This window comes from Sphingosinicella sp., from assembly GCF_041916975.1.
In the GTDB taxonomy this organism is placed as follows: domain Bacteria; phylum Pseudomonadota; class Alphaproteobacteria; order Sphingomonadales; family Sphingomonadaceae; genus Sphingosinicella.
In genome coordinates, this window is sequence record NZ_JAYRYK010000001.1 from 460,086 (window position 1) to 477,053 (window position 16,968).

Below are 16,968 nucleotides of genomic sequence, written 5' to 3' on the forward strand. Positions count from 1 at the left end.
CCGGGCAGGGCTTCAGACGACGGTCGCACCACCGTCGATCACGAAGCCCTGCCCGCTCGTGAAACCACCCGCCTTCGCAGCAAGGAACACCGCCATGCCCGCGATCTCGTCGGGCTCGCCGATGCGCTGCAGCGTCGAGTGCGCGGTGGATTGCTTCAGGATTTCGGGATTGTCCCACAGTGCCTTCGCGAAATCGGTTCTGATCAGGCCGGGGCAGATCGCGTTCACGCGCACGTTGGCGGGGCCATATTCGGCCGCGTAGTTGCGCACGAGCTGCAGGTCCGCCGCCTTCGAGATGTTGTAGGCGCCGATCATCGTCGAGGCCTTGAGCCCGCCGATCGACGAAATGACGATGATCGCCCCGTCCTTCCGCTCAACCATCTGCGGTGCGGCCATCTGGATGAGCCAGTGGTTCGAAACGATGTTGTTGTGCAGAATCTTGGTGAACTGGTCGTCGGCGATCCCCGCCATCGGCCCGAAATACGGGTTCGAGGCCGCGTTGCAGACGAGGATGTCGATCTTGCCGAGCTTCGCCGTCGCGCCGCTGATCAACGCCTGAAGATCTTCCTTTACGGAGATATTGGCGGTGATCGCGATCGCCGCGTCGCGACCGACGGCGGCGTTGATCTCGGCAACGGCCTCGTCGCACGCCTCCTGCTTGCGGCTGGAGACAACAACGCTCGCGCCGTGTTCCGCCATGCGGTGCGCGATCGCCTTGCCGATGCCGCGCGAGGAACCCGTGATGACGGCGACCTTGCCGGTCAGATCGAAAAGTGCGGGTATACCCATGATGTCTCTCCCTATCAGACGCGTTCGATGATGATCGCGGGCGCCATGCCGCCGGCTGCGCACATGGTGACGAGGCCGCGCTTGAGGTCGCGCCGCTCCAGTTCGTCGAGGATCGTCCCAATGAGGATCGATCCGGTCGCGCCGATCGGGTGGCCGAGCGCCATCGCCCCACCGTTTACGTTCACCCGGTCGCGGTCCAGCTTCAGGTCGCGGATGAACTTTTCCGCGACCACGGCAAATGCCTCGTTGATCTCGAAGAGGTCGATATCGTCCACAGTGAGCCCGGCCTTCGCCAGAACCTTTTTGGCGGCCGGAACCGGCGCATTCAGCATCAGCGTCGGGGAATCCCCCATGTTCGCCATCGCCACCACCTTGGCGCGCGGCTTCAGGCCCCGTTTCGCCGCGTAAGACGGAGAGGCGAGCAGCAGCGCCGCCGAGCCATCGACGACGCCTGACGAGTTGCCCGCGTGGTGCACGTGCTCGATCTCAAGATCGGGATAGGCCTGGCGCACGAGGCTGCGATACGTCAGCCCCGCCTCGTCGAGCGGCATGTCGATCAGCCGCGTGAACGCCGGCTGGAGCTGCGAGAGGCTTTCGAGCGTCGTGCCGGCGCGCGGAAACTCCTCCCGATCGAGCGCAAGGCTGCCGTCCTCGCGGTAGACGGGGACAAGGCTTCGGTCGAAGTGCCCGCCCGCGATGGCTGCCGCGGCACGCTGCTGGCTGACGACTGCAAGCGTATCGAGATCGCGGCGGCTGATGCCTTCCAGCGTCGCGATCACGTCGGCGCAGACGCCCTGGTGCGGCTGCGGATGCCGGTCGCGCAGGCGCCGGTTGCCGCGGTCCATCGTACGGGAGGCGTCGGCCGAGACACCCTGCCCGGTCTGCGACATCATCTCGGTGCCGCCCGCGATCACGCAGTCCTCCATGCCCGACATGATCGAGGCCGCCGCCATGTTCACCGTCGTGATGCCCGATCCGCAGAAACGGTCCAGCGTCACCGCCGAAGAGCGGATGTCGTACCCCGCATCGAGCGCGGACATGCGCCCGAGATCGCCCGCTGCCGGGCCGGTCTGCGAGCTGGTGCCCCAGATGATGTCGTCCACCTCGGCGGTATTGAGCGCGTTCCGCTCGGCGAGCGCCTTCAGCACCGTCGCCCCCACCTGTTGCGGGTGGATATCGGCAAGCGACCCCTTGCCGACCTTGCCGATGCCGCGCGGCGTCCTCACGGCGTCGATGATCAGTGCTTCGGGCATATGCGTCTCCTGTTTTCGTCTTTCCGCGCCGCTCTAGAGGAAAGCGCAGGCGCCCGGATACCGCTTCAAACTCACAGCCTGTTTGCATCGCCTGCCGCTTTGGGCCACGCTCGGCCTTGAAAACGCTGGGAGAGATCGTGCGCCGGTTCAGACGCCTGCCGCCCCTTGAACCGCGCCTTCAGAGCGAGGCGCTGTCCGACACCGAAGATACGCGGCTCGGGCGCAGTATCGAGCAGGAAGCCGCTGCAAGGCCCGGCCTTTCCGGCATCCATCTGCTCGCCGACGCGCATCAGGCCTTCGCCGCGCGCATCCTCCTCGCCCGCGCCGCCGAGCGCAGCCTCGACGTGCAATACTATATCTGGCGCGGCGACCTTTCGGGGATGCTGATGCTGGAGGCGCTGCGCGAGGCGGCGGACCGCGGCGTGCGCGTGCGGCTGCTGCTCGACGACAACGGCATCGCCGGCCTCGACAACCTGCTCGCCGCGCTCGACGTCCATCCGATGATCGAGGTGCGCCTGTTCAACCCGTTCTTCGTCCGCCGCCCGAAAGCGCTCGGCTACCTCACCGATTTCAAGCGCCTCAACAGGCGGATGCACAACAAGAGCTTCACCGCCGACAGCCAGGCGACGATCATCGGCGGCCGCAATATCGGCGACGAATATTTCGCTGCGCGCGACGGCGACCTCTTCGCCGATCTCGACGTGCTCGCGATCGGCGCGGTGGTGAACGACGTCTCCTGCGACTTCGACCGCTACTGGAACTGCGCCTCGGCATGGCCCGCGACGCGCGTTCTGCCCGTCGTCGGCATCGAGCAGCTAGAGGAACTGGCGCAGCGATCGGCCGCCGTCCACGCCGACCCGAGGGCGCACAACTACGTGGAAACCGTCCGCTCCCTGCCCTTCATCACCGATATGCTGAGCGGCTCGCTGCCCTTCATCTGGGCGCCCGTGCGCATGGTCAGCGACGATCCCGCCAAGGTGCTCGACAAGGCAAAGCCCGGCACCTCGCTCAGCGATCAGTTGCAGGAAGCGATCGGGCGACCGTCACGCGAAATGGGTCTGGTTTCCGCCTATTTCGTGCCGACCGCCGCCGGCGTTGAAGCGTTCGCCGCGCTCTCGCGGGAAAACATCAAGGTCTCCGTGCTGACGAACGCGCTCGAATCCACCGATGTCGCCATCGTCCACGCGGGTTACGCCAAGCGCAGGGAGGCGCTGATCCGCGCCGGGGTTCGGCTTTATGAGATGCGGCGCCCGCGCGCAGGCACGCGCCGGAAACGCCGCCTGCCGCTCGGCGTCGGCGGCTCGGGCGCCAAGTCCGTCACCGGCTCGATCCTGCGTTCGAGCGGTTCGATGCTGCACGCCAAGACCTTCACGGTAGACCGCGCGCGTCTATTTATTGGATCATTCAACTTCGATCCGCGCTCGGTCGCGCTCAACACCGAGCTCGGCTTCGTCATCGAATGCCCCGAGCTTGCCGCCGACGTGCAGGACGCCTTCGAAAGCGCGATCCCCATGAGCGCCTACGAAGTGACGCTCAGCGACAAGGGCCGCCTGCGCTGGATCGAACGCGAGGACGAGGGGGACGAAATCGAAATCCACGACCTCGAACCCGGCACGACGCGGCTGCAACGCCTCGCCATCCGGGTCCTGTCGCGCCTCCCGATCGAGTGGCTGCTTTAGTAGACGACCACGCTGCGGATCGACTTGCCCGCGTGCATCAGGTCGAAGCCCTTGTTGATCTCTTCGAGGCCCATGACATGCGTGATCATCGGATCGATCTCGATCTTGCCGGCCATGTACATGTCGACAATCTTGGGAACATCCGTGCGGCCCTTGGCGCCGCCGAACGCCGTGCCGCGCCAGTTGCGTCCGGTGACAAGCTGGAAGGGCCGCGTGCTGATCTCCTTGCCCGCCTCGGCCACGCCGATGATGATGCTCGTGCCCCAGCCGCGATGGCAGGCTTCGAGCGCCGTGCGCATCACTTCGGTATTGCCGGTTGCGTCAAAGGTGTAATCCGCGCCGCCATCGGTCATCGCGACGATCTTTGCGACGACATCCTCGCGGCTCATCCCCTTGGAATTGAGAAAGTCCGTCATGCCGAACTTGCGGCCCCATTCCTCGCGATCGGGATTGATGTCCACGCCGATGATCTTGTTGGCGCCCGCCAACCGCGCGCCCTGCAGCACGTTGAGGCCGATGCCGCCCAGACCGAACACCACGACATTGTCGCCGACCTGCACCTTGGCCGTATTGATGACCGCACCGACACCCGTCGTCACGCCGCAGCCGATGTAGCAGCTCGACTGGAACGGCGCGTCCTCGCGGATCTTGGCGAGCGCGATCTCGGGGAGCACGGTGAAGTTCGAGAAGGTCGAGCAGCCCATGTAGTGGTAGATCGGCTGGCCCTTGTAGGAAAAGCGCGTCGTGCCGTCCGGCATCAGCCCCTTGCCCTGCGTGGCGCGGATCGCCGTGCAGAGGTTGGTCTTGCCCGAAAGGCAGCTTTTGCACTGGCGGCATTCCGGTGTGTAGAGCGGGATCACGTGGTCGCCCGGCTTCACCGAAGTGACGCCCTGCCCCACTTCGCGCACGATGCCCGCGCCTTCATGGCCAAGCACGCTCGGGAAAATGCCTTCGCTGTCGAACCCTTCGAGCGTGTAGGCGTCCGTATGGCAGATGCCCGTCGCCATGATCTCGACCAGAACCTCGCCTGCCTTCGGGCCTTCAAGTTCGAGTTCCACGATCTCAAGAGGCTTCTTCGCCTCGAAAGCCACAGCCGCGCGCGTCTTCATGAATCAGCCCTCCCGTCAGCGAAATTGGTCACCCGTCTAATCCGGGAACCTCCACTGCGCCAACCCCTTCCGCCTCGAAACTGGCGATCGGGTACGCGCAATAGTCCGCTGCGTAATACGCACTTGGGCGATGATTTCCAGAGGCTCCGAGTCCGCCGAACGGCATATTGGCGGCAGCGCCCGTCGTCGGGCGGTTGCGGTTGACCACGCCCGCACGGCTTTCCTCGACGAAACGCGCCCACAGCCCTGCGTCTTCACTGATGAGCCCGGCGGAAAGCCCGAACACGGTGTTGTTCGCCGCGCGCATCGCCGCGTCGAAGTCCGGCACCCGGATTACCTGCACCACCGGCGCGAAGATCTCGGCGTCCGGCACGTCGATGCCGGTCACGTCGAAGATCGCGGGCGTCACGAACGCAACCGAACGCCCATCGATCCCCTCGAACGGCCGAATCACCTTCGCCCCGCGCGAGACGATCCCGTCCGCCGCCATCCGCGCCCCGGCGGCAGCCGTGTCGGAAACGAGCGGCCCCATGAACGCGGCACCCGCCTCGTCCCACGCCGCGATGCGCAGCCGCCCGGCCATCGCATCGACGGCGTCGACGATCGCGTCACCGACCTTGCCCTCGGGCACGATCAGCCGCCGCGCGCACGAGCAGCGCTGGCCGGTGGTGACGAAACTCGACTGCACGATGATCGATGCCGCCGCTTCCGGCGAATCCCACGCAACCAGCGGATTGTTGCCACCGAGTTCGAGCGCAAGGCTCACGTTCGGCCGGTCGATCAGCGCGCGCCGCAGCGCAGCGCCCGCGCCCGCAGAGCCCGTGAACAGCAGCCCGTCGATATCACCCGCGACCAGCGCCTCGCCGGTCGCCCGCGCGCCCTGCACGAGATTGAGCACGCCGTCCGGCAGCCCCGCCTCCGCCCATGCCGCCACCATCGCCTCGCCGATGGCGGGCGTGATCTCGGATGGCTTGAACACCACCGTGTTGCCCGCGAGCAGCGCCGGGATGATGTGCCCGTTCGGCAGGTGGCCGGGGAAGTTGTACGGCCCGAGCACCGCCATCACGCCGTGCCCCCGGTGGCGCAGCACGGCACGGCCGAACGGCATCTCCGCCGCCCGCTCGCCGGTGCGCTCTGCAAAGGCGCGGATCGACACCTCGACCTTGCCGATCATCGAGGCGATTTCCGCCTCGGTTTCCCACAGGAGCTTGCCCGTCTCGCGCGAAATCAGCCGAGAAAGCTCCGCCTTGCGGGCGGCCAGCACCTCGGCATAGCGCCGTGCAAGCGCGATCCGTTCGTCAACCGGGCTCGCGCGCCACGCCCCGAGTGCGGCGCGTGCCTTTGCAATCGCGGCATCGCAGTCGTCTGCGCTCGCCGCTGGGCCTTCCCAAACGGTTTCGCCCGTGGCCGGATCGATCGAACGGAAAATCGTCATGCCGACACCCTCACCGGATCGCCGCTGCTCAGCTTCAACGCGTCGGCGGCCTCCTTGCTGATCGTCACGGCGGTCTCGCCGATACCCGCCGCCGCGCGCACCGATCGAAAACCATCGATCTGCGTCGTCGAGAGCAGCGCCTGTACCTCGCCCGGCTCGCCGATTTCGAGCCGAAGCGTCCGCGTCGCGCGGATCGTCGCCACTTCGTCCGCCGAACAGGTCATCGTCGGCCCGCCGTCGAAGATGTCGATGAGACCCGAGCGTTCGAAGCCTTCCTTTTCAAGCAGCGCCAGCGCGGGTTCGCCGTCGCGGTGCACGCGGCCGATCGCCGCGCGCGCATCCTTGTCGATCAGGTCGACGTAGATCGGGTGGCGCGGCGCAAGGTCGAGGATGAACTGGCCGTCGGTGGACATCACCATACGGTCCGCCTCCTCGAACGGCAGGCGGAAGAATTTGGAGGCGACGCCCTCCCAGAACGGCGACTTGCCGGTCTCGTCGAAAAAGCCGCGTAGTTCCGCCATGATCGTGTGCGAAAAGCGCGTCGGCTCGGCGCCGATCAACATGTAGCGCGAACGCGCGAGCAGGCTGCCCGCGCCGCCGCTGCGCCGCTCGGGGCGCAGGAACAGCGAACCGACCTCGGTCCAGCCGCCGCACTCGTTCACCAGCACCAGCGCCTGGTGATCGAAGCGCGTGCCGATGGCCGACGAATATTGCGCGAGCGTCATCACGCGGAACGAGAAATGCGGGCGTTTCAGCCCCACGGCCGCCCGCACCCCGGCCAGCCCCTCGACGCGGCCGGTCTCGGTGTCCTCCAGCATGATCGTGTACCATGCCTCGGCCGGTGCGATGGCGCCCGTGAAGCTCGCCTCGGCGAGCGCGAGGCGCGCGGAGAGCGTCGCTTCGTCCTCGGGCAGGCTGGTGAACCCGCGGCCCGAAAGCACCGCGAGTTCCATCATCACATCGAGATCGGCCGGCCGCGCCGGCCGGATCACCAGCATCAGGCCGCCTTGGCGAGGCGCGTCCGCGCATCGGCGAACGCCGCGTCGAGCCGCTTCACGGCTTCCGCCGCTTCTTCGCTGCTGAGGAGCAGCGACGGCAGCAGACGCACGCAGTTCTCGCCGCCGCCCGCAACAAGGATGCCGTGATCGCGCGCCAGCGCCATGAACTCGCGGTTGTTGGGCACGAGCTTGAGGCCGATCAGCATCCCCTTGCCGCGCACTTCGACGATGAGGTCGCTGTGCTTGTCCTTGAGCGCATTGAGCTGCGCCACGAGTTCCGCCGAAACCGCGCGGGCGTGCGCCAGCGTCTCTTCCTTGGCGATCTCGTCGAACGCCGCGATGCCCACCGCCATGGCGAGCGGGTTGCCGCCGAAGGTGGAACCGTGCGTGCCGACGACCATGCCCTTCGCCGCGTCCTTGGTCGCAAGGAACGCGCCGATGGGGAACCCGCCGCCGAGCGCCTTGGCGATCGCCATGATGTCCGGCTCCACGCCTTCGAACCACTGGTGCGCGAACAGCTTGCCGGTCCGGCCCATGCCGCTCTGCACCTCGTCGTAGATCAGGAGCACGCCGTGCTGCGTGCAGAGGTCGCGCACGCGCTTCAGCCATTCGCCGGTCAGCGCCCGCGCGCCGCCTTCGCCCTGCACCGGCTCCACGATCACCGCCGCCGCCGTCGGGCGCGCGATGGCTTCGGCGATGCCCGCCTCGTCGTCGATCGTCAGCTGCACATAGCCCGGAAGCCGCGGCCCGAAACCTTCGAGGTAGGAGGCGTTGCCCGAAGCGTTCACCGCCGCATAGGTGCGGCCGTGGAAGGAGCCCGCAAAGCCGATCACGTCGATCCGCTCGGGCGCGCCATTCACGAAATGATAGCGCCGCGCGGTCTTGAGCGCGCCCTCGATCGCCTCGGAACCAGAGTTTCCGAAGAACACGACGTCCGCAAAGGTCGAATCGATCAGACGCTGGGCCAACGCCTCCTGCCCCGGAATGCGGAAAATGTTGGAGACATGCCACAGCTTCTTCGCCTGCGCTTCCAGCGCTGCGACCAGCTTCGGGTGCGCGTGGCCGAGCGCGTCGGTGGCGATGCCCATCACGCAGTCGAGCCAGCGGTTGCCGTCGGTATCATAGAGCCACGCCCCCTCGCCGCGATCGACGACGACGGGCGCCCGGCTGTAAACTCCAAGCAGATTGTCGGACATGGTCTTCTCCATCTAAAACTGTTCGGCGCTGCTTACCGCGTTACGCGGCGCGCGTCATCGCGAAGATACCGGTGGCATTGCCGCTGTCGAAGCGCAGGTCGAGGCCGTCTGTGGCGGGATCCACGTCGCGCGTGATGAACTCGTAGAACGAGCCCGGCACGGTGCGGCGCACGCCGCCCGCGAACTTGCGCTCGAAGGTATCGGCGCGGAATGCCGTCTGGCGCACGCGGCCACTGCTCGACACCTCCACCTTGTCCTTCATCGGCCGGCCTTCCGCCTTCAGCCGCGCGGCGTGCGCATCGACATCGGCCACGCGGTCGGTCGCGTGATTGAAGGCATTGCCTTCGGTCGCGATCCACGCCGCCTCGCCCGAGCGGGCGAGCAGTGCCTCATAGTCACCGAGCGACACGGCGTCGTGGTGGCAATCAAAACAGGCGAGGATCGCGGGCAGCGCGTGCAGCGCATCCGGGTAAGGCACGCTGCCGTCCGCTGCGAACGCCGCCAGCACATCCTGCGCATCGGCGCTCAGCGGATCACGCGTCGTGCCGAATACGCGCTCGGCGACGCGCACGAAGCCCTCGTCAAAACGCTCGACATGAAGCTCGCTCACGAAGAACTGCGGGATCGTCTCCGCCGCATCGCGATGGCAGTAAGCGCGACCCGTCATGCGCAGCGCGGGCAGCGGATAGGTGTCCGCCACATGGTAGCCGAGCGGCTCCAAAATACGCTGGAATGCATCCTGTCCGGCGGGAAGTGCACCGGTCGAACCCTCGCGGAACCGGATGGTACGCAGCGCGCCGTGATCGAAGGTGATGCGCTCGCCGCGCGCCACCGTGTCCGCCACATAAGCCGCGCCGCTCGGCACGCGCTTCAGAAGATCGTCGAACAGCAGCACATTCAGCGCCATCGCGAAGCCCGCGCGCGAAACCGTCTCGCCGGTTTCGGCAAGCAGTGCCGCGTCGATGGCAAGCGCGCCGAGCGCTTTCACACCCGCCTGCGGCCCCAGCGTATCCATCACCAGCCGTTCGATCGTGGCTACATTCGCATTCGACATGACAAAACTCCCTGCGTTCCGGCGCCAATTGTCAGGAAACGATTGATATGGCAAACAAGGAGCCTTCATCTGCTCATGCGAGTTTGGAATGAGTGAACGCCGCCACCTGCCGCCGATAGGGGCGCTTGCCAGCTTCGCCGCCGCCGCGCGTCACGGCAGCTTCTCTCGCGCCGGTGAAGAGATCGGCCTCACGCAAAGCGCCGTCAGCCGCCAGATCGCGCTCCTGGAGGACTGGCTGCAGACGCCGCTATTTGATCGCACCGGCCGCCGCGTCGCGCTGAACAGTGACGGCCGCGCTTATGCCGACGAGATCACCCCGGCGCTTGATCGCATCCGCCGCGCCACCGCCCGCCTCGCAACCAAACGTCCCGAAAACGCGCTCAGCATCGCCACTCTGCCCAGCTTCGGTATGCGCTGGCTCGCCCCGCGCCTTCCCCGCTTCACCGCCGAGCACCCCGACCTCGTCGTCAATTTCGCCGCACGCTCGGACACGTTCGATTTCGCCGACGAGGATTTCGACGCCGCGATACACTTCGGCCTCCCCGATTGGCCCGGCGCCGCGCACGACTTCCTGTTCCGCGAAACCTCGATCCCCGTCTGCGCGCCCGCATGGCTCGCGGCGAACCCTCTCGGCTCTCCCGCCGATCTCATCGGCAAGCCGCTGCTCTTCCAGACCTCCCGCAAGGATGCGTGGGCACGCTGGTTCCGCCTCGCCGGAGTAACCACGCCCACCGTGTCCGGCCCAACCTTCGAACATTTCCTGATGCTCGCGCAGGCCGCCGCAGCGGGCGCGGGCGCCGCGCTCATTCCCAGCTTCCTCATAGAGCCGGAGCTTGCATCGGGCGCCCTCGTCTCGCCCTTCGATCTGCCGCTCGCCACCGACAACGCCTATTATCTCGTGTCGCCCGAAACCGGCGGCAGCGAAGCGCTTGCCCGCTTCCGCGACTGGCTGGTGCGGGAGGCCGCGTCATCGTAGCGCTTGGCGCGCCCTGCGCGCTGCATTAATCCCGCCGCATGACAACCTCTGCCCGCCCCCGTGCCATTGCGCTTTGGCTTTATGTCGTTGCCGCGCTTGTCTTCGCGATGGTCGTCGTCGGCGGCATCACGCGGCTTACCGAATCCGGCCTCTCGATGGTCCGCTGGGAACCGATCTCGGGCGTCGTCCCGCCCTTGAATGATGCCGAGTGGCACGCAGAATTCGAAGCCTACAAGGCCTACCCCGAATACCAGAAGGTCAACCGGGGCATGTCGCTGTCCGAATTCAAGGCGATCTTCTTCTGGGAATATCTGCACCGCGTCCTCGGCCGCTTCATCGGCCTCGCCTTCGCGCTGCCGCTCGCGTGGTTCTGGGCCCGCCGGGCGATCCCGGAAGGCTACAAGCCGCGCCTTCTCGCGCTCCTCGCGCTGGGAGGACTGCAAGGCGCGATCGGCTGGTGGATGGTCGCCTCGGGCCTCATAGACCGTCCCGACGTGGCGCACGACCGCCTCGCCGTGCATCTCGGCACTGCGCTCTTCATCCTCGGCGGCCTCGTCTGGACCGCGCGTGACCTGACGGCGCACGCGCGCGGCGAGCGCCGTTCACGCCTCACCGGCTTCGCCCTGCTCACGCTCCTCGTGCTCGCCGTCCAGATCGTCCTCGGCGCGTTTGTCGCGGGCCTCAATGCGGGCCACGCCTTCGCCGAATGGCCGCTGATGGGCGGGCGTTTCTTCCCCGAAGGCGTGGAATGGCTGGAGCCGCTCTGGCGCAACGTCGTCGACAACCCCGTCGTCGTGCAGTGGGTACACCGCTGGTGGGCGTGGATCGCCGCCGCGCTGCTCGTCATCATCTCGCTGCGCACGTCGCGCGAAAGCGGCGGCAGCGCGCCGCGTCTCGTCCTGCTGCTGCTCACCGCGCAGATCATCCTCGGCATCGCCACATTGCTCACCGGCGTCGCGCTCCACGTCGCGGTCGCGCATCAGGCCGTGGCGGCGCTTCTGGTGTGGGCGTCGGTCTCGTGCGCGCATGGCCTCGGCAGGCCGGGATACCGGATGCGCTGAAAGCCCCTGATTCCGCACGCAAATTTGTCTGAACACCATAATACCCCACGCCTAAACACCTATTTCGCTTGACGCTTTCGGGGCGCTCCATCATATGCCGCGCGGTTCACGCGGGCGGCTTCATGCGGCCCGCCTTTGTTTTGGGATCGAACCATGCACACCAAGTCCACGGTCTCGGCGAAGCCCGCCGAAGTCGAAAAGAAGTGGCTGCTGATCGATGCCGACGGTCTCGTCGTGGGCCGTCTCGCCTCGATCATCGCCAATCGCCTGCGCGGCAAGCACAAGGCGATCTTCACGCCGCACGTCGATTGCGGCGACAACGTCATCGTCATCAACGCCGATAAGGTCCGCTTCACGGGCAACAAGCTCAAGGACAAGACCTACTACCGCCACACCGGTTATCCGGGCGGTATCAAGGGCGTCACCGCCGGCAAGGTTCTCGAAGGCCGCTTCCCGGAGCGCGTGCTCGAGAAGGCGATCGAGCGCATGGTTCCGCGCGGGCCGCTCGGCCGCGCGCAGATGCGCAACCTTCGCATCTATGCGGGCGCAGAACATCCGCATGTCGCACAGAATCCGCAGGTCGTCGACGTCGCCGCGATGAATCGCAAGAACAAGGTGGGTGCCTGATCATGTCTGAAGAGAAGATGGGTCTTGAGGATTTGAAGGACCTCGCCGTCGAAACCGTCGCGGGCACGCCTGTGGCCGTCTCCTCCGCGCCGCTGCGCGAGCAGGAAATCGACGCGCAGGGCCGCGCCTATGCGACCGGCCGCCGCAAGGATGCTGTCGCCCGCGTGTGGCTGAAGCCGGGCACGGGCAAGATCACGGTGAATGGCCGCGATCAGACCGTGTATTTCGCGCGTCCGACGCTGCGCCTCGTCATCAACCAGCCGTTCGAGATTTCGGGCCGCAACGACCAGTTCGATGTCGTCGCCACCGTTTCGGGCGGCGGTCTTTCGGGTCAGGCCGGCGCGGTGAAGCATGGCATCAGCCAGGCGCTCACCAAGTACGAGCCGGGTCTCCGCACGGTCGTGAAGCAGGCGGGTTTCCTCACCCGCGACAGCCGCACCGTCGAGCGCAAGAAGTACGGCCGCGCCAAGGCACGCCGCAGCTTCCAGTTCTCGAAGCGCTAGTCCGCTTTCAGAAGCACGTTCAAAAGGGCCGGCCGCAACGCCGGCCCTTTCCGTTTGTGGCGAGTGCCATTAAGCCTTGGCGCTATGTTTCGCGCCGTTCTCCTGCTGCTTGCCGCCCTCGCGTCGCCCGCCCTTGCGGCGAGCGCCGTTCAGAACCCCAACACGCGCGTCGAGCTGATCGCGGAAAGCGCGGCGCCCGCGCCGGGCAAGATCGCCGCGCTCGCGATCGTCACGACGCCCCGCAAGGGCTGGCACACCTATTGGAAGAACCCCGGCAGCGCGGGCATGGAAACGCAGGCGGCGTGGACACTGCCGAAGGGTGCCACCGCCTCGGCCATCCGCTATCCCGTGCCGTCGACGTTCACCGTCTCGGGCATCATGAACTACGTGTTCGAAGGCGAAGCGGCGCTGCTCGTCGACCTTTCGGTGCCGCAGCTTGCCCCCGGCACACCGCTCCCCGTGAAGGTGCGCGTCGACTATCTCGTCTGCGACGATGAGCTGTGCGTCCCGGAAAGCGCCGATCTCGCACTCGACCTCAAGGTCGGCGACGGTGCGGCGGACGCAGCTGCTCAGCCCCGCTTCGAAAAGGCGCGCGCCGCCCTGCCCCGCCCGGTGGATTGGCCCGCGCGCTATGCCCGCGCAGACGGCACGTTCCGCCTCTCGGTCGACACAACCGGCGCGGGCGACATCAGCCGTGCCTACTTCTTCCCGGAAGCAGACGGCGTTCTCGACTACGATGCCCCGCAGACGGTAAGCCGCAGCGGCGACACGCTCATCATCGAAACCACGGCAGGCGCGAACGTCGATCCGGGCGCAGTAAGCGGCGTGCTGCGGCTCGACCGTGCCGACGGCAGCCATTTCGGTGCCAGCCTCACCGCAAACGCGGGCGAGGTCGCGGCAGCGGGCGCAGCGCTGGCCTCCGCTGGGCACGAACAGCATCAGCCGGGCCTGCCTTCGGCGCTCACAGCCTTCGCGCTCGCCATACTCGGCGGCTTCATCCTCAACGTCATGCCGTGCGTGTTTCCGATCCTCGGCCTCAAGGCGCTCAGCCTTGCGAACGGCGGCCATTCCGAAGCCGCGGCGCGGCGAGAGGCGCTTGCCTACACGGCGGGCGTCGTCGGCACTTGCGTCGCGCTCGGCGCGGCAATCCTCGCACTCCGCGCGGCGGGCGCGCAGGTCGGCTGGGCCTTCCAGCTCCAGGACCCGCGCGTCATCTTCCTCCTCCTGCTGCTCGTCACGGCCATCGCGCTCAACCTCGCCGGGCTGTTCGAAATCAGCGCGCCGCGCGTGGGCGGCGACGCGCTCGCATCGCGCGGCGGCACGCAGGGCGCGTTCTGGACCGGTGCGCTCGCCGCCATCGTCGCGACGCCCTGCACCGGCCCCTTCATGGGCCTCGCGCTCGGCGCGGCGATTCTGCTGCCCACCGCGCTCGGCCTGCTCGTCTTCGCCGGGCTCGGGCTCGGTATCGCCTTGCCCTTCATCCTGATCGGCTTCATCCCCGCGCTTCGGAACCGCCTGCCGAAACCGGGTCCGTGGATGGTCACGTTCCGCCGCATCATGGCGCTGCCGATGTTCGCCACCGCCGTTGCGCTCGCGTGGGTGCTCGGGCGTCAGGCGGGCGTTTCGGGCATGAGCTTCGGCCTCGCCGCCGCCGTGTTCCTCGCCGCCGGGCTCTGGTGGGTCGGTATCCGCCAGCACGGGGGCCGCCCCGCCGCCGTGCCGCTCGTCGTTGCCGCGCTCTCCGTGGCAGCCGTCCTGCTCATCACGCCGCGTGCCGAGGCACCCGTCGCCAATGCTGCGCTCCCCAATCTCGAACCGTTCACGGAGGCCCGCCTCGCCGCGCTTCGCGCCGAAGGCCCGGTGTTCGTCTATTTCACCGCAGACTGGTGCATCACCTGCAAGGTGAACGAAAACGGCGCGCTCTCTGCCCCCGCCGTCACCGCAGCTTTCACGGATGCCGGAATCCCGACGCTCGTGGGGGATTGGACCAACGCCGATCCCGCGATCACGCGCTTCCTCGAAAGTCACGGGCGCGCGGGGGTTCCGCTCTATCTCTTCTACCCGCGCGGCAAGGAGGCGGAGGTGCTGCCGCAGCTTCTCAGCGAGGCACTGATGCTGGAACTCGCCCGCCGCGCCTGATTGTGGCATCCTCGCCTCTCACGAAAAGGAGACGAGACATGAAAACCGCCATCGCCGCCTTCGCAGCCATCGCTTTCGCGGGCGCAGCAGCAGCCGCACCGGAAGTCGGCAAGCCCGCCCCCGCCTTCACCGCGCAGACCGCAGCGGGCAAGACCGTCAGCCTCAAGGATTTCGCCGGGAAAACCGTCGTTCTCGAATGGACGAACAGCGGCTGCCCGTTCGTGAAGAAGCACTATGATTCGGGCAACATGCAGAAGCTGCAGGCCGATGCGAAGGCAGGCGGCGGCGTCTGGCTCACCGTCAACAGCAGCGCGCCCGGCAAGCAGGGCCATGTCGATTCCGCGCTCGCCGCGAAGGAAATGAAGGACTGGAAGTTCCAGCCCACGGCCTATCTGCTCGATCCGGCGGGCAAGATCGGCAAGGCGTACGACGCGCGCGCGACGCCGCACATGTACGTGATCGACGGCAAGGGCGTGCTCCGTTACGCGGGCGCCATCGACGACAAGCCGACCGCGAACCCCGCCGACATCAAGGCCGCGAAGAACTACGTGACCGCGGCGCTCGGCGACGTCGCTGCGGGTCGTGCCGTCGCCAGCCCCGTCACGCGCGCCTACGGCTGCTCGGTGAAATACCCGGACGCTTAAAACGCCCTTAACCAGCCCACCCGCACCATAGCCCCTGAGAACGTGTACCTGTCTCGCGGGGTCGTGGGTCGTGATTATCTTTTTCGGGCTGGCCATCGTGCTCGTCTGCGTGTTCGGCAGCTTCCTCATTGCGGGCGGCGAACTCGGCATCATTGCCGGGGCGCTGCCGCAGGAGCTGCTCATCATCGCGGGCGCGGCGGCGGGCGCCTTCATCATCGCCAACAGCAGCACGACTCTGCGCCGCGCCGCCGAAGGCGTGCGCCGCGCGTTCGAAGGCGAGCGCTGGGGGAAGGCCGACTACCGCGACCTCCTCTGCCTCCTTTTCCTCCTCATCAAGACGCTGCGCACGCGGGGCGTCGTCGCGATCGAAAGCCACATCGAATACCCTGAGGAATCGCGCCTGTTCGCGGCCTTCCCGCGCATCGCGGCAGACCCGGCGCTAGTCTCCTTCATCTGCGACTACGTGCGCATGATGGCGATGAACTTCGAAGACCCGAACCAGATGGCGGATGCGATGGAGGCCGATCTCGACCGCCACGTCGCCGAAGAATATCAGGCGCAGGGTGCGCTCCAGACACTCGCAGACAGCCTCCCCGCACTCGGCATCGTCGCCGCCGTGCTCGGCGTCATCAAGACCATGGGCTCGGTCGACCAGCCCACCGAAGTCTTGGGCGCCATGATCGGCGGCGCACTCGTCGGCACCTTCCTCGGCGTGCTCCTCAGCTACACCGTCGTCGGCCCCATCGCCTCGCGCCTCGCGCAGGTGATCGATGCGGAGGCGAAGTACCTCACGCTCGTGAAAACCGTCATCGTCGCCCACCTGCAAGGCCAGGCCCCGCAGGTCGCCGTCGAACTCGGCCGCCGCACCACCCCCTCGAACCACGCCCCCACCTTCGCCGAAATGGAAGCCGCGCTCGACGCCCTGCCGCGCGACCTCGTCTAGCTGAACAGCCTTGCGAGAAAACCGCGCGACGGCTTCCGATCGGCGCGAACCTCAAGACGGCCATCACGGTTCGTCATGCTGATCTTTACCCGCCCCGGTTCGGTCGACCATGCGGGAAGTTCACCCATCACCGTCAAAAACCCCGCCGAGGGTTCATCCGGCAAATCCGGCGGCGCCTGCCCTCGCAGGACGGGCGTACCCGGCGCGCGGTGGAAGATTTCAGCCGAGAGTGCGCGCACATGCCGGTCGCGGCCCGCAACATCTTCGAGGAAGCTTTTCACGATGTCGCGCCCGAACATGGTCTGTGCGGGCTCGTCCAGCATCGCGCGCGTCAGCGAAAGCGTCAGCATGGAAAATCGCCCATCCGCGCCAGTCTCCGCCGCCAACGACACCTGATCCCGAAACACTTCACTCTCGGGTCGCCACAGCAAATCTCCTGCGGGCTTCATGCTGAACCATTTGAAGAAGGCGCTCTTCTCCATCTGCTGCGGCCCGTTGCCGAAAGCGCCGAATGCCATGTCTTCGTTTCTCCCCGCCCACTGCGGGCCGAACGTAACGCATG

General features: G+C 67.0%; 16 protein-coding genes. 8 read left to right on the forward strand and 8 right to left on the reverse strand.

From position 1 onward, the window contains the following. Nucleotides 1–12: 12 nt before the first annotated feature. Together ACE3TJ_RS02270 and ACE3TJ_RS02275 are read right to left on the reverse strand one after the other, a co-directional pair. Entirely contained in the window at nt 13–789 is a 777-nt protein-coding gene (locus tag ACE3TJ_RS02270; protein ID WP_374593433.1) for an SDR family NAD(P)-dependent oxidoreductase, read from the reverse strand. 14 nt (nt 790–803) lie between these two features. Continuing rightward, the gene (locus ACE3TJ_RS02275; protein WP_374593435.1) at nt 804–2,042 is read right to left on the reverse strand and encodes an acetyl-CoA C-acetyltransferase; all 1,239 of its coding nucleotides are present in this window, start codon (nt 2,040–2,042) and stop codon (nt 804–806) included. Nucleotides 2,043–2,179: 137 nt separating this feature from the next. Between ACE3TJ_RS02275 and ACE3TJ_RS02280 the strand changes: the two genes are divergently transcribed. After that, nucleotides 2,180–3,721 (forward strand): phospholipase D family protein, encoded by a 1,542-nt coding sequence (locus ACE3TJ_RS02280; RefSeq protein WP_374593437.1) that lies wholly within the window; start codon nt 2,180–2,182, stop codon nt 3,719–3,721. Here the strand turns inward: ACE3TJ_RS02280 and ACE3TJ_RS02285 are convergent. Genes ACE3TJ_RS02285 through ACE3TJ_RS02305 form a run of 5 tightly spaced genes read right to left on the reverse strand, consistent with a single transcriptional unit; the run spans nt 3,718 to nt 9,513 of the window. Beyond that, the gene (locus tag ACE3TJ_RS02285; protein ID WP_374593439.1) at nt 3,718–4,830 is read right to left on the reverse strand and encodes an S-(hydroxymethyl)glutathione dehydrogenase/class III alcohol dehydrogenase; all 1,113 of its coding nucleotides are present in this window, start codon (nt 4,828–4,830) and stop codon (nt 3,718–3,720) included. The two genes, ACE3TJ_RS02280 and ACE3TJ_RS02285, sit on opposite strands and share 4 nt — an antisense overlap. A 28-nt stretch (nt 4,831–4,858) precedes the next feature. Next, a complete protein-coding gene (gene astD / locus ACE3TJ_RS02290; protein ID WP_374593441.1) occupies nt 4,859–6,265 on the reverse strand; it encodes a succinylglutamate-semialdehyde dehydrogenase in 1,407 nt (468 codons plus the stop codon). Beyond that, nucleotides 6,262–7,263 carry an arginine N-succinyltransferase gene (locus ACE3TJ_RS02295; protein ID WP_374593443.1) on the reverse strand — a complete coding sequence of 334 codons (1,002 nt, stop codon included), beginning with the start codon at nt 7,261–7,263 and terminating at the stop codon, nt 6,262–6,264. The genes astD and ACE3TJ_RS02295 overlap by 4 nt, the downstream gene beginning before the upstream one ends. Further along, nucleotides 7,263–8,459, reverse strand: a complete 1,197-nt coding sequence (locus ACE3TJ_RS02300) for an aspartate aminotransferase family protein (protein ID WP_374593445.1) — start codon at nt 8,457–8,459, stop codon at nt 7,263–7,265. The genes ACE3TJ_RS02295 and ACE3TJ_RS02300 overlap by 1 nt, the downstream gene beginning before the upstream one ends. A 40-nt stretch (nt 8,460–8,499) precedes the next feature. Beyond that, nucleotides 8,500–9,513, reverse strand: a complete 1,014-nt coding sequence (locus ACE3TJ_RS02305; RefSeq protein WP_374593447.1) for a 2-oxoadipate dioxygenase/decarboxylase family protein — start codon at nt 9,511–9,513, stop codon at nt 8,500–8,502. Between the two features lie 88 nt (nt 9,514–9,601). On the opposite strand from ACE3TJ_RS02305, the gene gcvA reads away from it, so the two are divergent. The 7 genes from gcvA to motA all read left to right on the forward strand — a co-directional run bounded on the left by gcvA (nt 9,602) and on the right by motA (nt 16,406). Further along, nucleotides 9,602–10,489, forward strand: coding sequence for a transcriptional regulator GcvA (gene gcvA / locus ACE3TJ_RS02310; protein WP_374593449.1), 888 nt, complete (start codon nt 9,602–9,604; stop codon nt 10,487–10,489). Nucleotides 10,490–10,527: 38 nt separating this feature from the next. Beyond that, nucleotides 10,528–11,550 carry a COX15/CtaA family protein gene (locus ACE3TJ_RS02315; protein WP_374593451.1) on the forward strand — a complete coding sequence of 341 codons (1,023 nt, stop codon included), beginning with the start codon at nt 10,528–10,530 and terminating at the stop codon, nt 11,548–11,550. A 153-nt stretch (nt 11,551–11,703) separates the two neighbouring features. After that, nucleotides 11,704–12,177 (forward strand): 50S ribosomal protein L13, encoded by a 474-nt coding sequence (gene rplM / locus ACE3TJ_RS02320; protein WP_374593453.1) that lies wholly within the window; start codon nt 11,704–11,706, stop codon nt 12,175–12,177. A gap of 2 nt (nt 12,178–12,179) precedes the next feature. Next, nucleotides 12,180–12,680 carry a 30S ribosomal protein S9 gene (gene rpsI, locus ACE3TJ_RS02325; protein ID WP_374593455.1) on the forward strand — a complete coding sequence of 167 codons (501 nt, stop codon included), beginning with the start codon at nt 12,180–12,182 and terminating at the stop codon, nt 12,678–12,680. Between the two features lie 84 nt (nt 12,681–12,764). Continuing rightward, on the forward strand, nt 12,765–14,819 hold the full coding sequence (locus tag ACE3TJ_RS02330) for a protein-disulfide reductase DsbD family protein (RefSeq protein ID WP_374593457.1): 2,055 nt from the start codon (nt 12,765–12,767) through the stop codon (nt 14,817–14,819). A 38-nt stretch (nt 14,820–14,857) separates the two neighbouring features. Next, nucleotides 14,858–15,463, forward strand: a complete 606-nt coding sequence (locus tag ACE3TJ_RS02335) for a thioredoxin family protein (RefSeq protein WP_374593459.1) — start codon at nt 14,858–14,860, stop codon at nt 15,461–15,463. Nucleotides 15,464–15,533: 70 nt separating this feature from the next. Further along, nucleotides 15,534–16,406 (forward strand): flagellar motor stator protein MotA, encoded by an 873-nt coding sequence (gene motA / locus ACE3TJ_RS02340; RefSeq protein ID WP_374593461.1) that lies wholly within the window; start codon nt 15,534–15,536, stop codon nt 16,404–16,406. Here motA and ACE3TJ_RS02345 read toward each other — a convergent pair. Next, on the reverse strand, nt 16,403–16,924 hold the full coding sequence (locus tag ACE3TJ_RS02345) for a hypothetical protein (RefSeq protein WP_374593463.1): 522 nt from the start codon (nt 16,922–16,924) through the stop codon (nt 16,403–16,405). The two genes, motA and ACE3TJ_RS02345, sit on opposite strands and share 4 nt — an antisense overlap. Nucleotides 16,925–16,968 lie beyond the last annotated feature (44 nt).